Source organism: Colwellia sp. BRX10-3, from assembly GCF_014077505.1.
GTDB lineage: Bacteria > Pseudomonadota > Gammaproteobacteria > Enterobacterales > Alteromonadaceae > Cognaticolwellia.
The window spans coordinates 184,684-199,473 of sequence record NZ_JACGWA010000001.1; the positions used below are offsets into that span (position 1 = coordinate 184,684).

Genomic DNA, 14,790 nt, shown 5'->3' on the forward strand with positions numbered 1-14,790 from the left:
ATGCCAAATACAGATATTTTACCTGCACTCACAGTGCCAAAAACTATGCGAGCCATTGTTTTAACCGAAGCTAACGAAGCAATTCGGTTAAATAATATTGAGCTTTGTGTGCCTGAGTGCAGTGAAAACGAACTCTTAATTAAAGTAGAGTATGTTGGCCTCAATCCTCTAGATGCACAATACGCAAAAACCGGGTTTTGTCATTGGCAATATCCACATGTGCTTGGTTTAGATGCTGTAGGCATAGTCGTTAACGCGCCGAAAGGTATTTATCCCAATATTGGCGCACGTGTTATGTGGCATGCGAGTATGGGTGAACAAGGCGTACTCAGTGAATACGCCAAAGTACCTAACTATGCAGTATCTGTTGTGCCAGAAAGTGTCAAACCAGAACAGGCAGCAGCACTACCTTGTGCTGGTATGACTGCATTGATTTCACTCGACAAGTTACAAATTACGGAAGGTGATACTTTATTAATCGAAGCAGGTGCTGGCGCAGTAGGCCAAATTGCGATTCAATTTGCTAAACAACGTGGTGCCGATGTATTTACCACTGCAGCCAAACGAAATCATAAATTAGTCAAGTCTTTAGGGGCTGACACCGTATTTGATTATCAAGATAAAAACCTTTGTCAGAAAATTCGCCGAGAATTGGGGCCACAAGGTTTTGATGCGGTACTCGACTCTATTGGTGGTGAAGTTACCGCCCGCAATATTGAACTCATGCGTTTTTGTGGTCGCATTGCTTGTTTAAAACCATTACCTGAGTTTGAACAAGAATTACTGTTTAGAAAGGCGCCTAACATTAGCATAGTATCGCTTGCCGGTGCATGGCTAGCCAATAGTTTATGTGCACAACAGCGCATGACTTTTATGAGTAATTTACTGCTTGAGAGTGTAGCTAAAGATGAGTTAAAAGTACCGGAAATTGATCTCATCGAATTTAATGCAGAGCATATTTCTACAGCGCTGAAAACTCAGTTAGCAGGTGGTTTCACTGGCAAACAAGTGGTAAAAGTCAGCATAGACTAATCTTACTAGTACCTTAAAATCTCAGTACTTTCCGCTAATTTATAGCTAATCTAAAAAAGCTAATAACTTTACTGTTATTAGCTTTTTTTATGATAAAAATTAAAACTCAAAATTATATACTCACCTTTTAGCTTCAACGACAGGTACTAGAAGCGCTTAAATAAAAACCTTGCATACATAGATTACAAGTGTAATTATAAAGATATCGATTACATGTGTAATATGTTTATTTTAGCTTTAGAGTAAGAGGAATGGCCATGTCAAACTCAGTTCCAGAAATTAGTGATGCCGAATTTTCAGTATTAGATGTGCTTTGGCAGCAAAATCCAGCAAGTGCAAATGACATTATTGCCAAGCTAAATGAAACCAAGCCATGGCATGAAAAAACCGTAAAAACCTTGCTCAATCGTTTAGTCAAAAAACAAGCCATTAACTACCAAAAGCAACAACGCAGCTATTTATATTCACCGCTAATTGAGCGTGAAAGCTACCTAGTAAAACAAAGTAAAACCCTGGTTGATAAACTATTTCGGGGTCACCTTTCTCCGCTTGTTACAGGTTTTGCTCAGCAAAGTCGATTAAAAAAAGACGATATCGATGCGCTTAAAAGCATTATTGCCGATTGGGAAAAGGAGAAGAAGGATGATTAATCTTGTTTTCGAGCTATTGTGGCCATTAACGCTAATGCTTGTATTGCTATTAATCAGTCATAAGCTGATCTTAAAACATTGCGGTGCTAAGCTAACTTATGCCTTATGGGGCTTAGTTCCCTTAGCTTTAGCTATTTATATGTTACCGATGCCATGGCACAAAGTCGCGCAGGCTCCAAATTTAGCAATACAACACTATCTAGTTAAGCCTTCAGAACAATTTATTAGTATTCAGCCAGGTTGGCTGTTTATTACATGGTTATCCGGTGCTTTATTAATTATTGGTTACTGGCTTGTAAGCCATATTCGCTTTAGTGCGCAACTGAGTATAACTAAACTAAGCAGCAATGAACTTGCTTTACCTTTACCAAAAAAACTTAAAGCGTATAGAAGTGATATAGCCTACAGCCCTATGCTACTAGGTCTGTTCAAACAAAAACTTATTATTCCAGCAAACTTTTCTAACCGATTTACTCGCTCACAGCAAAAGTTGATTTTGGAACACGAAATTTGTCATTTTGATCGCAATGACATTTATTGGAACACAATGGCGCTATTTTTTGTTGCGCTATTTTGGTTCCACCCTTTGGTCTGGCTAGCTTATTTTAAGTTTCGTCAAGATCAAGAATTGTCCTGCGACCAAATTGTTCTGGCGCGCAAACAAACTGCAAGCAGGATTGAGTATAGCAAAGCGTTATTGGTGGTAGCAGAATTCGCTCCCAACATTGCCTTTGCGCATCTTTCATTCAAAAAATATGGAGATAAACACATGATGTTTGAACGTATCAAGCAAATTAAGGCCAACACCCAAGTAAAAAAATTGTCCCTAGCGGTGATTGCAGCCGTTTCGGTAGGTTTACTATCAGGCTTTAGTTTTGCAGGTAACCAAGGTCAAGCGACAGATCAACAATATCGTGAAGACCTTTCTGGGAAAGAACAAATGCGAAGACTGCCACAAAAGTCGGAAAATGCGGTAAAACCTATTTACAGAGTTGAACCAAAATATCCAGCTAAGGCTGCGGCAGAAAGTATTGAAGGTTCAGTAGTATTAAAGTTCGATATTGATCGTACTGGCATGGTGAAAAACGTTGAAGTAGTTAACGGCTCACCCGCCTACGTGTTCGATAAAGTCGCAACAACTGCACTAGAGCAATGGCAATATGAGCCATCAAACTCTTATCACAAAAATAACCTCGTTCAACTAGATTTTGCTATGGGTGAAAATTCAGCTAAGCGGGCAAGTTTAATTGAACAAGTTAAAGTGACAAAATAGTAAAAACGCTGTTAGCTGTCATACAAAAGGCTGATAATATTACTGTTATCGGCTTTTTTCATATTAGATACACTTAAAAATAATAATTTTAAGTGACAAACTCTAGGCTTAGTTCATGTTAAGAAAATCGTATATTTACAACTATTACCTGATGGGAGGCTTTGCGAGTAACTGGGTCTGATTACTTTTTCACAGCAAAGTACTAAACCTTAAACAATTTCGCGTTTATTAGTACTATTCAAAAGGAAAGATTTAAAATCAGCATCAAGTAGCGGTTTAGCAATATAATACCCTTGCCCTAAATCACAGCCTATTTCTTTAAGCTTTTGATATTGTTCTAAGGTTTCAATTCCTTCTGCTGTTGTCTTTATCTTAAGTGATTTAGCTAAATTAACCACAGCGTCCAATATCAAAACCTTATTACTCACTTCATTTAAGTCATCAACAAAGCTTTTATCTATTTTCAAATAATCTAAAGAAAATTGGTGTAAATAACTCAAGGATGAAAAGCCCGTACCAAAATCATCCAATGCTACTGGAATATTAAGATTTTTCAAAATATCGAGATGTTTTTTCACTGCATCAACGTTTAGAATTAAGCTTTCTTCAGTAATTTCGACACACAAACGAGTAGTGATATCTGAAGATTTCTGATGTTGTTCTTGCAAATAGTTAATAAAATCTTTTGACGCAAAACCGGATGTAGAAACATTAACACTGAGCTTAAATGTTTTTGGTAGCCAGTCAGCCCAAAGGTTTAGCTTACTCACTGCGAGCTTTAACATATAAATATCAAGTTGAACTATTTGTCCTGACTTTTCTAAAATGGGGATAAAAAAATCTGGATACAAAAGTCCTAGTTTAGGATGCTGCCAACGTACTAAAATTTCAGCACCTATAACGTCACCCGTATCAAAATCGATCAAGGGCTGGTAATTGCCGATAAATTCTAGATTTTTTACCGCATGATCAAAATCATACTCAACTTTAATATTCGTTGATTTATTTTGTGCTTCAAGCGCTTCAAAAAATACATACTGATTCCGCCCCTTCAACTTAGCTTGGTACATAGCATGATCGGCATCAATCAATAATTGTTCAGCACTTTCACTGGTTTCGTTATAAGTCGCTATACCGATACTTAAACTGCTAAAAATATTCAAGCCATCGATATGAAATGCCCCTGCCATAGTCCCGATAATATTTTCGGTTATCCGACGAATGGTCTGATGAACAATTTGACCCTCAAGTAATATAGCGAATTCATCGCCCCCTAAACGCGCTAAAGTATCAGTATTTCTTAAAGTTGCCTTTATAGATTTTACAATGGCAATAAGTAGGTTATCGCCAACATGATGACCATAAGTATCATTAACTTGTTTAAACCTGTCTACATCAATAAATAGTATCGCTATATTGTCGTGGCGATTATTCTTACAGTGTAAAAATGCATGTTGAATTCTATCTTTAAAAAGCGATCTATTCGGTAAATCTGTTAAGGGGTCATGTAATGCTAAAAACTGAAGTTTCTGCTTAGCTTCCATTCTTTCAATCGCATTATGGATATGCTTAGCTACAAAAGATAAGAGTTGTTTGTCTTTGTCTTGGAATAAAAAATCAGTGCTATAACTTTGTACAACTACAATACCTTTATTATCCCCGGCTCCAAACGGCACACCTAGCCAAGCTTTTGGTATGCTCCCTAGAATATAGAGTTCTTTGCTATCCAGCATTTTTTGAATATCATTTTCATATAATAAAAAAGGTTTATCTTTTGACAAGGTATAACCTGTAATACTTAAATGTTCTGGATCAATCGCCACTTTATCGAATATTTTTCCTTGATCAAACTCATCGATCATATCTTGGTCAAATTCGTCCACTGCATAAGGAAATTCGATTGTTTTTCCATCATCTTTTAGTAAGGCAACAAAAAAGTTTTTTGCAAAAGTTAGACGCCCAATACACTGGTGTAAATGCCGATAAAACTCGCCCATAGTTTTAGTTTTAAAAGTAAGTTCTGCAATCTCGAATAAGGCATCTTGAATTTTATTAGCATATTCTAAATTTTCAATAATCTCTTCTAAACCATCAACTCTGATGATTTGAGATAGTTTCATTGCAGCAATAGAGGCTAACGCGGTGAGTGTTCTTAGGTGATATTCAGTGTAAAAATCAACCTGAGAATGTTCGGTGTCAATAACACCTAATAATTGCTCTTTAAATAAAATAGGTACAGCTAGCTCTGATAATGTAGCTTCGCCGTCAACAATATAGCTTTCAAATTCTCGAGTATCTTTTACTAATATCGGCTTCTTTGTTGCCGCAACTTTTCCAATAACGCCCTGATTAAAAGGAATAACCATTGAGTTAGCAGAGGTATTGCTTAGTTGAGTATTGCTGATTTTATCATTATTAATTGATGTGCTCTGTTTAAAGCCCGACATTCGACTTAATGTCTTCCCACCTTCATCTAAAGTATAAATAACCGCGTCGTCAAAACCGAGTTTTTCAACAATATTTTGAGCTAAATATTGCCAAACTTCATTTGGGCTATTTAATAACAAAATATCAGTAGCAAACTGATTAGTGATGGTTAAGCTTTTTATCGTTTGTGATTTAGATAGTTCTGACAAATTTATTATGCCCAAAAGTTATTTAAATAATACATATCCGCTTTGTTGTATTTGAGAATATCAGCGTGCGAATTTTTAATTTGATTAGAGCAAACTTTTAATCGAGTGTCTATTGACCAATGTAATATAACACCAATAACCATATTGCCATTAAATATAATTTTTTAGCTGCAAGGCTAGCTTTAGTAAGTTGAAATAAATGACGATAACTCGACTTCGCTACGAGTAATTATAGATAATTGATATCAATTATTGAGTGTTTAGCAACCTAGCTAATTAAAACGTAAATATTTATTGACTGTATGGACAGATTTTATCAGAACGACTTTAATCTTTAGTCAATTTTATATTTTTGCCCAAGACAGTTGCACGATCAAAAAAGGGTAATAACATCACTGTTATTACCCTTTTTAAACATTCAATCACTAAAAAACTAGTGGGTTTCAGAAACCATATTAACGGTATATTTAGGAATCTCTACGACTAGATCTTCATCACCAACCAAAGCTTGGCAACCAAGGCGTGATTCTGGCTCTAAACCCCAGGCTTTATCAAGCATATCTTCTTCAAGTTCATCACCCTCTTCAATCGAGTCGAAACCTTCACGAATAATCATATGACAAGTGGTACAGGCGCAAACTTTTTCACACGCGTGCTCAACACCAATATCACTTCTAAGCGCAACATTTAACACGCTTTCACCTTTTTCGGCTTGTACTACTGCGCCTTCTGGGCAAAGCTCTTCATTGGGTAAAAATATAATCTGTGGCATTTAACTAAACCTCGTCTACTGAATGGCCAGAAAGTGCTGTTTTGATAGATGAATCCATTCTACGTTCAGCAAATGTGGCGGTGCTATTATTTAATTTCTCTATTGCCGCTTCAACTTCATCGGCATTACCTGTTTGGCTTATTTTTTTCAGCGCAGAAATTGCGTTATTAATTTCGCTAATTTCAGCTTCATTTAATAAAACGCTATCGGCCAAAAGTGCCGATTGAATCGACTCAATCACGCGTAATGATTCAACTTGCTTCTCTTTCAACATACGCACTTGCATATCTTCTTCGGCATTTTCCATGGATTCTTTCAGCATATTAGTGATTTCATCTGCTTCTAAACCAAAGCTTGGTTTTACAGTGATACTCGACTCAACGCCGGTTGATTTTTCCATCGCCGACACTTCTAACAAACCGTCAGCGTCTACTTTAAAGGTGACACGAATATGTGCAGCACCTGCAGTCATGGCTGGAATACCCCGAAGTTCAAAACGTGCTAACGAACGACAATCGTCAACTAGCTCCCGTTCGCCTTGCAATACATGCACAGCCATCGCAGTTTGACCGTCTTTAAAGGTGGTAAATTCTTGCGCTTTTGCCACTGGAATAGTGGTATTGCGTGTAATAACCTTCTCAACTAAGCCGCCCATGGTTTCTAGGCCTAGTGATAAAGGAATAACATCAAGCAACAGCATGTCGCTGTCTGGCTTATTACCCGCTAAAATATCAGCTTGAATAGCCGCGCCTAAAGCAACTACTTTATCAGGGTCAATTGAGGTTAATGGTTGTCGCTTGAAAAAGCCTTCAACCTCATTACGCACTAAAGGTACGCGAGTGGAGCCGCCTACCATCACAACTTCAATAATATCAGTAATATCTAGCTCTGCGTCTTTTACCGCACGACGACATGCTCTTAGTGTTTTCTTTACTAGTGGCGCGATAAGTTGTTCAAATTCAGTACGCGTAAAATTGCCGGTCCACGAGTTATTTTCTGCAAGTGATAGCAAAATTTCAACACTTTCACTGTTTGACAATTGTTCTTTAGCCAAACATGCTTGCTGGGTTAATTGTCGTTCCATTGAAGTAGACAAAGGGCGCACTAAACCCGCTTTAGCGATTAGATGCTCAACAAGTATGCCATCAAAATCGTCACCACCTAGGGCAGAATCACCTCCGGTAGCTAACACTTCAAACACACCTTTATTTAGGCGTAATATTGAAATATCAAAAGTGCCGCCGCCTAAATCATAAACTGCCACAACACCTTCTTGGCCACTATCTAAACCATAAGCAACCGCAGCCGCTGTTGGTTCGTTAAGTAAACGTAGCACTTTAACACCAGCTAATTTTGCCGCGTCTTTTGTACTATGGCGTTGGGCATCATCAAAATAAGCTGGCACGGTAATAACCACACCGGTAAGCTCTCCGCCTAACGATGATTCAGCGCGTTTTACTAAGGTTTTTAGAATTTCTGCCGACACTTGTACAGGGTTAACATCACCGGTACGAGTGGCTATGGATGGATGGTTTTCATCACCACAAAAGGCATAAGGAAGCGATGCATATTTGGTTGTAATATCGCTTTTAGAGCGGCCAATTAGCCGCTTTGCCGATACGATAGTATTTTCAGGGTCGCTCACTGCTAACGCTTTTGCGTCATGACCGACAAGGATCCCATTATTTTGATAACTGACCACTGACGGTAAAATATCAGCACCATTATCATCAAAAATAGTTTCAGCTAGACCACTTTTTACGCTAGCAATTAAAGAGTTTGTCGTACCAAGGTCAATACCAGCGGCAAGTCGATGTGCGTGAGGAACTGTACTTTGCCCTGGTTCAGCGATTTGTAATAATGCCATTGTAAAAGCTCGTTAGGTAATAGTTTTGCGAAGTTTTTATCAATAACTGCATTGTTTTTGTATAATAAGTACATGCAGTTATTAACGTCTTAATTTTTATAGCTTAATCGTCTAGTAATAACTCTTCGAGTTTGTCTAGCTCAACATGAAGCTTTTGATAAAATTTAAGCTTTCTTAAATTGTCACAAGCTAAGCTATTTGATTCTGCGGTGTTATCCGCCAATTGAGTTTGCAACTGATTAAAAAGCTGCTGAAATTCTGTCTCAAACACTTGAGAAACGTCAAACACGGCTGCATCAACATTATCAGCATGTTTAACTTCATCTAGCATTTCTCGCAATTCCATTTGATGCATTAAAAAACCCACATCACCAAACGATGTCTGCTCATTAGGCATGTTAACGCCACGCAATTCTAATAGATATTGCGCACGCTTCAGTGGGGTTTTTAGTGTTTGGTATGCATCGTTAATCAGCGTTGATTTTTTAACGGCCAGCATTTGCTCTTGGCTTGAACCATGAGCAAAGCGATCAGGATGTACTTTTTTTTGTAATGTTTGATAAAGTGTTGAAAGCTTAGCCAAATCAATATTAAATTGAATGTCTAAACCAAATAATTGAAAATAATTCACAACAACTCCAGTGGAATTAACCACTCACTAAACATTAAAACTTTCACCACAGCCACATTCGCCTTTAGCGTTTGGGTTGGTGAATTTAAAGCCTTCGTTCAAACCTTCTTTAGTAAAATCAAGTTCGATACCGTCAAGATAAACCAAGCTTTTGCCATCAATAATAATATTAACATCATTGATCGAAAACAGGGTGTCGTCTTCATTTAGATCATCTACAAATTCAAGTACATAAGCTAAACCAGAACAACCAGTTGTTTTAATACCTAATCGTAAACCAAGGCCCTTGCCTCGGTTTTCGATAAACGATTTTACCCTGTCAGATGCAGCAGGTGTCATCGTTACACTCATAGTTTGTCTCCAGCTTAACCTTTGTGCTTACTGCGGTAATCTTCGATTGCCGCTTTAATTGCGTCTTCTGCTAAAATCGAACAGTGAATTTTCACTGGCGGTAATGCAAGTTCTTCAGCAATCGCGGTGTTTTTTATCTTACCCGCTTCATCGATTGACTTACCTTTAACCCATTCTGTTACTAATGAGCTTGAGGCAATCGCAGAACCACAACCGTAAGTTTTAAATTTCGCATCTTCGATAATACCGTCAGCTGAAATTTTAAGTTGTAACTTCATCACGTCACCACATGCGGGTGCGCCAACCATACCAGTAGCAACTTGTGGGTCGTTTTTATCTAAAGAACCAACGTTGCGTGGATTTTCATAATGATCAATTACTTTTTCGCTATAAGCCATAATATTTCTCCTAGTGCTCTAGTGAGCAGCCCACTCTATTGAGTCTAAATCGATACCGTCTTTGAACATTTCCCAAAGCGGTGACATGTTGCGTAAATGGCCAATTGCCTTTTTAATCAGGTCAATGGCGTAATCTATTTCTTCTTCTGTAGTAAAACGACCGAAGCTAAAACGAATGGAGCTGTGCGCCATTTCATCATTTAGCCCTAACGCTCGAAGTACATACGACGGCTCTAAACTTGCAGAAGTACAGGCAGAACCTGAAGATACTGCTAAATCTTTTAGCGCCATAATTAACGATTCGCCTTCAACAAAGTTGAAGCTAACATTTAAGTTACCTGGGTAACGTTTGTCAGCGTCGCCATTAATAAAAACTTGTTCCATATCGTTTAAGCCAGCCCATAAACGATCACGCATTTTTGTCACGTGTATTTCGTCTTGTACTAGCTCTTCTTTTGCAATTCTAAATGCTTCACCCATACCAACAATTTGGTGGGTTGCTAGTGTGCCCGAACGCATACCACGCTCATGCCCACCGCCATGCATTTGAGATTCAAGGCGAACTCGAGGCTTACGACTCACATAAAGTGCGCCAATACCTTTTGGACCATAAATTTTATGGGCTGAGAACGACATCAAATCGACTTTTAAATGCTGTAAATCGATGTTGATTTTACCGGCACTTTGCGCGGCATCAACATGGAAGATAATTTTACGTGCGCGACACATTTCGCCAATTTCAGCGATGTCTTGAATCACACCAATTTCATTATTAATGTGCATAATACTGACAAGTACTGTGTCTTCACGCATCGCATCATTTAATTTATTTAAATCAATTAAACCATTACTTTCAGGGTCAAGGTAAGTTACCTCGAAGCCTTGGCGTTCTAGCTCGCGACAAGTATCTAGCACAGCTTTATGTTCTGTTTTACAGGTAATAATGTGCTTACCTTTTTTGCTGTAAAACTTGGCTGCACCTTTAATGGCTAGGTTATTCGATTCTGTAGCACCTGAAGTAATAACAATTTCGCGCGGATCAGCGTTAATCAAATCAGCAATTTGATTACGAGCGATATCAACCGCTTCTTCTGCTTGCCAGCCGAATTTGTGTGAACGTGATGCTGGGTTTCCGTAAAAACCGTCAGTAGTCATGTATTGCATCATTTTTTCAGCGACACGCTTATCTACTGGTGTGGTTGCTGAATAATCAAAATAAATAGGAAGCTTCATTGATTAATAATCTCCAATTGTACTAGCAATTAATGCCAGTCATTCATAATAGTGCGAGTGGTAATTAAGGTCTCCAACGAGGGTGACTTTCGCGCTTTCGCTGTCGCTTCATCTTGTCGTTGTGACACTATCTTTACATTCCGTTGCTCGACGAGCTCGGCAAGTGAAATGCTTTTTAAAAAATCTTCAATTCTATCGCTTAAATCAGTCCACAAATAATGCGTTAAGCATTGCTGACCATCTTGACAGTTACCTGTACCGCCACATTTTGTGGCATTGATACTTTCATCAACAGCGTTGATAACATCAGCAACCGTAATTTGTGCTGAGCATTGGCCTAATCGATAGCCGCCACCTGGTCCACGAACACTTTTCACAAGTCCGTATTTTCTGAGGCGTGAAAAAAGTTGTTCTAGGTATGATAATGAGATGCCTTGGCGCTCAGAAATATCAGCCAATGGAACAGGACCTGTTATGGCATGAATAGCCACATCAAGCATCGCTGTTACTGCATATCGGCCTTTAGACGTCAATTTCATTTACTACCCCTATCAATTTGCTGCGCAATTTTACATATCCCTATAAAATAGTCAACTAAATACCCGAGTGATTTACTCAAGTATTTTACTCTGGTTTAATAATTAGTCAATCAAAAGGGGAAAATAAGGGCTTACGCAGCACTATTGTTTGATTTTTTTGCAAATAAAAAGTGTTATTAGCAAGGCTAATTGAGCTAACTGTAGCCATAGTAATTACTGTTTAGCTAAAGATATTTTAAAGCTAAATTGTAGGGTCAAAAGATTCTGTTGCACTTTCTCTACGCTTGGCTGCAGCTTTTTCATCTTCGTCAAATTCACCAACCCTTAACTCAGGTAGCGCTTCTTGACACACCTCACCACCGAGCTGATTAACCTCTCGACATAAATCAGACACTTTATTATCCATTAAATGCATATGGTCAAGTAAACGACCTATCGCTTTAGCGACGGGATCTGGATTGTCGGTAGCAACCGCATAAGCATCGAAACCATATTTTTTTGCTACTTTTTCGCGATTTTCAGCATCGCCTTTATCTTTATTTGTATTAACAATACGCGCTGGAATACCAACCGCTGTAGCATTATCAGGGACATCTTTTACTACAACAGAATTAGAGCCAACTTTACCGTGCTTGCCAATCGTAATGGGTCCTAAAATTTTAGCACCCGCGCCAATAACCACATTGTCCATTAATGTTGGATGACGTTTACCTTCTTTCCAACTTGTACCACCTAAAGTAACCCCTTGGTATAAAGTAACATCATCACCTATTTCAGCGGTACCACCGATCACAACGCCCATGCCATGGTCAATAAAAAAACGGCGACCTATAGTAGCACCCGGATGAATTTCAATACCGGTTAACCAACGAGAAAAAGTTGAGAGTGTGCGTGCTAACCATTTCCAATTATTTTTCCATAAACGGTGACTCAATCGATGAATCCAAACCGCATGTAAACCAGGATAATTTGTTAAAATCTCAAATACATTGCGTGCTGCTGGATCTCGGTCAAATACACTATTAATATCTTCTTTCATGCGGCTAAACATAAAGCGTTCCTTAGTTCTCATTTTTCTGGTCGCAGTAAGTACGAGTCAGATCAAATAATTGTTCACTTAGTGAGAATAATTTAATCTGATTCGGATAACTTAAATAATGTTACTCACCAATGAATATGATTAATCTTTATTTCTTTCCACGTTAGACTTTTTAGCCACGCGCTCAATTGAGGCTAAAATACCTCTCATCATTTTCAATTCTTTTACATCTGGCCTTGCACGATTAAATAAACGACGTAGCTTAGTCATGACCAAACCAGGATGACTTGGCACAATAAAACCTGTGTCTTTAAGTGCGTTTTCAAAATGCTGATAAAAGCGTTCGGTTTCATCATTAAGGGGATATTCTTCGCTATCATTTGACTTGAAAGCTTGCTCTTGATGAATCAAAAAGCTTGTACGTACTTCATAACTTAACGTTTGTACGGCCATCGCTAAATTTAATGAGCTATATTCTGGGTTCGCTGGAATTTGCACATGAAAGTGACACAGTTGCAGCTCTTCATTTGTTAAACCACTACTTTCACGACCAAATACTAACGCGACAGGATATTCTTGCGCTTCTGTGATCAGTTTTTCACCACAACCGCGAGGCTCTAGCATGGGCCAAGGCAGTGTGCGCGAACGAGCACTTGTGCCAACCACTAAACCACAATCATCAATTGCTTCTTCAAGGGTCGATACAACTCTGGCATTTTTTAACACATCGGTTGCACCCGCAGCTAATGCTTGTGCCTGACCATTAGGCATTTCAATCGGATCAACTAAAACAAGATCTGTTAAGCCCATTGTTTTCATGGCGCGAGCCGCTGAGCCAATATTGCGACAATCTGAGGTATTAACGAGAACTATACGTACTTTATTTAACAAAGAATCTGACATTATTTACACTTACTTAATTCGTGGGTAATAATTCGTTAACATTATTGCAATTCGATAACATTATTACCTATCTAGACGGCTAAAATTGCCGATAATGTTAACACAGAACATTATCCTTGTACTGAGAAAAAATCACGACTTTTGTATTAGTTTTATAGTGCTTATCAATATGGACTAGCTCTTTTACTTATAAGGTAAAGAAAATACGGTAAGTTTTCTTTCATGCGCTATAACTTTATTTAGCTTAAGTGAACATCAGTTTGTTAATGATAAATAAGAGTGTCGCAAATTGATAATTAGTTTGCTATAATTCGCGCGCTTAATTTTGGGGGTTCATCACAGTATGACTTTTAAGATTAACCTCGTTCTTTTACATAGCTGTTTATGACATTTTACAACATATAGGGTAGTCGATAATGCATCCGATGCTAAATATTGCCGTGCGCTCTGCGCGTGCTGCGGGCAAAGTAATTCTGCGCGCTTTTGAACAAGTAGATAAGATTGAAATTGAATCTAAGGGTACTAACGATATCGTTACTAATGTTGATATAAGTGCTGAACTAGCTATTGTTGAAACAATTCAAAAATCTTACCCACACCACACCATTATTGGTGAAGAATGTGGTGTAATTGAAGGTAAAGAAAGCGACTATCAGTGGATTATTGATCCATTAGACGGTACTTCTAACTTCGTTAAAGGTATTCCACACTTTGCCGTTTCAATCGCTTTAAAAGTTAAAGGAAAATTAGATCAATCAGTGATCTACGATCCTATCCGTGGCGAGCTATTTACTGCAAGTCGCGGTAAAGGCGCTCAATTAAACGGCTTCCGTATTCGTGTGAAACAATCTAAAGAACTTAAAGGTTCAATTTTAGCGACAGGCTTCCCGTTTAAACATAAGCAACACACTAATGCTTATTTAGAAATGTTTAAAACACTTTTCGGTAAAACATCAGACATGCGTCGCGCTGGCTCAGCCGCGTTAGATTTAGCTTATGTTGCTGCTGGACGCGTTGACGGGTATTTTGAAATTGGTTTGAAGCCATGGGATACCGCAGCTGGTGAACTAATGGTAATTGAAGCAGGTGGTTTAGTTACTGACTTTGTTGGTGGCCATAATCACAGCAACTCAGGCAACATAGTTGCTAGTAGCCCACGTTTAGCAAAAGAAATCTTAAAAGATATTCGACCTCATTTAGGTGAAGCGCTAAGCAAGTAATCAATACTTAGCTTAAGCATTCATTTTGAAAAGCGCCTTCTGGCGCTTTTTTTATATCTGTAACAAACTACTTGCTCATCTCACACTTCATACTCAAGCTAATTTGCATTCCCTCATTATCTAGTACACCTAGGAACTTAACATCGACCTAAACCTCATCACTCTTTCATATCGACGTTCGGATAGGTTACCTGTGAGGCCTTAGTATCGTCACTCTTTTACAATGAAATGCATGTTCTTGCATTG

At 38.3% G+C, this 14,790-nt stretch carries 14 protein-coding genes; 4 read left to right on the forward strand and 10 right to left on the reverse strand.

All coding sequences use genetic code 11. The features are described from left to right. From H4J38_RS00850 to H4J38_RS00860, 3 genes are all read left to right on the forward strand, one after another. On the forward strand, positions 1 to 1,032 hold the full coding sequence (locus tag H4J38_RS00850) for a zinc-binding dehydrogenase (protein WP_182128565.1): 1,032 nt from the start codon (positions 1 to 3) through the stop codon (positions 1,030 to 1,032). A gap of 251 nt (positions 1,033 to 1,283) precedes the next feature. Further along, complete coding sequence (locus H4J38_RS00855) at positions 1,284 to 1,682, forward strand: BlaI/MecI/CopY family transcriptional regulator (protein WP_182128567.1); 399 nt, start codon at positions 1,284 to 1,286, stop codon at positions 1,680 to 1,682. Next, on the forward strand, positions 1,675 to 2,955 hold the full coding sequence (locus tag H4J38_RS00860) for a TonB family protein (protein ID WP_182128569.1): 1,281 nt from the start codon (positions 1,675 to 1,677) through the stop codon (positions 2,953 to 2,955). The genes H4J38_RS00855 and H4J38_RS00860 overlap by 8 nt, the downstream gene beginning before the upstream one ends. A gap of 209 nt (positions 2,956 to 3,164) precedes the next feature. Here H4J38_RS00860 and H4J38_RS00865 read toward each other — a convergent pair whose 3' ends face one another. The 10 genes from H4J38_RS00865 to trmJ form a co-directional block, all read right to left on the reverse strand. After that, a complete protein-coding gene (locus H4J38_RS00865; RefSeq protein ID WP_182128571.1) occupies positions 3,165 to 5,591 on the reverse strand; it encodes an EAL domain-containing protein in 2,427 nt (808 codons plus the stop codon). A gap of 433 nt (positions 5,592 to 6,024) precedes the next feature. Further along, a complete protein-coding gene (fdx, locus tag H4J38_RS00870; protein ID WP_182128573.1) occupies positions 6,025 to 6,363 on the reverse strand; it encodes an ISC system 2Fe-2S type ferredoxin in 339 nt (112 codons plus the stop codon). Between the two features lie 4 nt (positions 6,364 to 6,367). After that, positions 6,368 to 8,230 (reverse strand): Fe-S protein assembly chaperone HscA, encoded by a 1,863-nt coding sequence (gene hscA / locus H4J38_RS00875; protein ID WP_182128575.1) that lies wholly within the window; start codon positions 8,228 to 8,230, stop codon positions 6,368 to 6,370. A 103-nt stretch (positions 8,231 to 8,333) separates the two neighbouring features. Continuing rightward, complete coding sequence (hscB, locus tag H4J38_RS00880) at positions 8,334 to 8,861, reverse strand: co-chaperone HscB (RefSeq protein WP_182128577.1); 528 nt, start codon at positions 8,859 to 8,861, stop codon at positions 8,334 to 8,336. 27 nt (positions 8,862 to 8,888) lie between these two features. Beyond that, positions 8,889 to 9,212 (reverse strand): iron-sulfur cluster assembly protein IscA, encoded by a 324-nt coding sequence (iscA, locus tag H4J38_RS00885; protein WP_182128579.1) that lies wholly within the window; start codon positions 9,210 to 9,212, stop codon positions 8,889 to 8,891. A 14-nt stretch (positions 9,213 to 9,226) separates the two neighbouring features. Continuing rightward, on the reverse strand, positions 9,227 to 9,610 hold the full coding sequence (gene iscU / locus H4J38_RS00890) for a Fe-S cluster assembly scaffold IscU (protein WP_182128581.1): 384 nt from the start codon (positions 9,608 to 9,610) through the stop codon (positions 9,227 to 9,229). An 18-nt stretch (positions 9,611 to 9,628) separates the two neighbouring features. Beyond that, entirely contained in the window at positions 9,629 to 10,843 is a 1,215-nt protein-coding gene (locus H4J38_RS00895; RefSeq protein ID WP_182128583.1) for an IscS subfamily cysteine desulfurase, read from the reverse strand. Between the two features lie 29 nt (positions 10,844 to 10,872). Continuing rightward, on the reverse strand, positions 10,873 to 11,382 hold the full coding sequence (iscR, locus tag H4J38_RS00900) for a Fe-S cluster assembly transcriptional regulator IscR (RefSeq protein WP_182128585.1): 510 nt from the start codon (positions 11,380 to 11,382) through the stop codon (positions 10,873 to 10,875). 241 nt (positions 11,383 to 11,623) lie between these two features. Continuing rightward, on the reverse strand, positions 11,624 to 12,433 hold the full coding sequence (cysE, locus tag H4J38_RS00905; protein ID WP_220465386.1) for a serine O-acetyltransferase: 810 nt from the start codon (positions 12,431 to 12,433) through the stop codon (positions 11,624 to 11,626). Between the two features lie 129 nt (positions 12,434 to 12,562). After that, a complete protein-coding gene (gene trmJ, locus H4J38_RS00910; protein ID WP_182130042.1) occupies positions 12,563 to 13,312 on the reverse strand; it encodes a tRNA (cytosine(32)/uridine(32)-2'-O)-methyltransferase TrmJ in 750 nt (249 codons plus the stop codon). A 428-nt stretch (positions 13,313 to 13,740) separates the two neighbouring features. Between trmJ and suhB the strand changes: the two genes are divergently transcribed. After that, positions 13,741 to 14,544, forward strand: a complete 804-nt coding sequence (suhB, locus tag H4J38_RS00915) for an inositol-1-monophosphatase (protein ID WP_081148923.1) — start codon at positions 13,741 to 13,743, stop codon at positions 14,542 to 14,544. Positions 14,545 to 14,790: the final 246 nt, after the last annotated feature.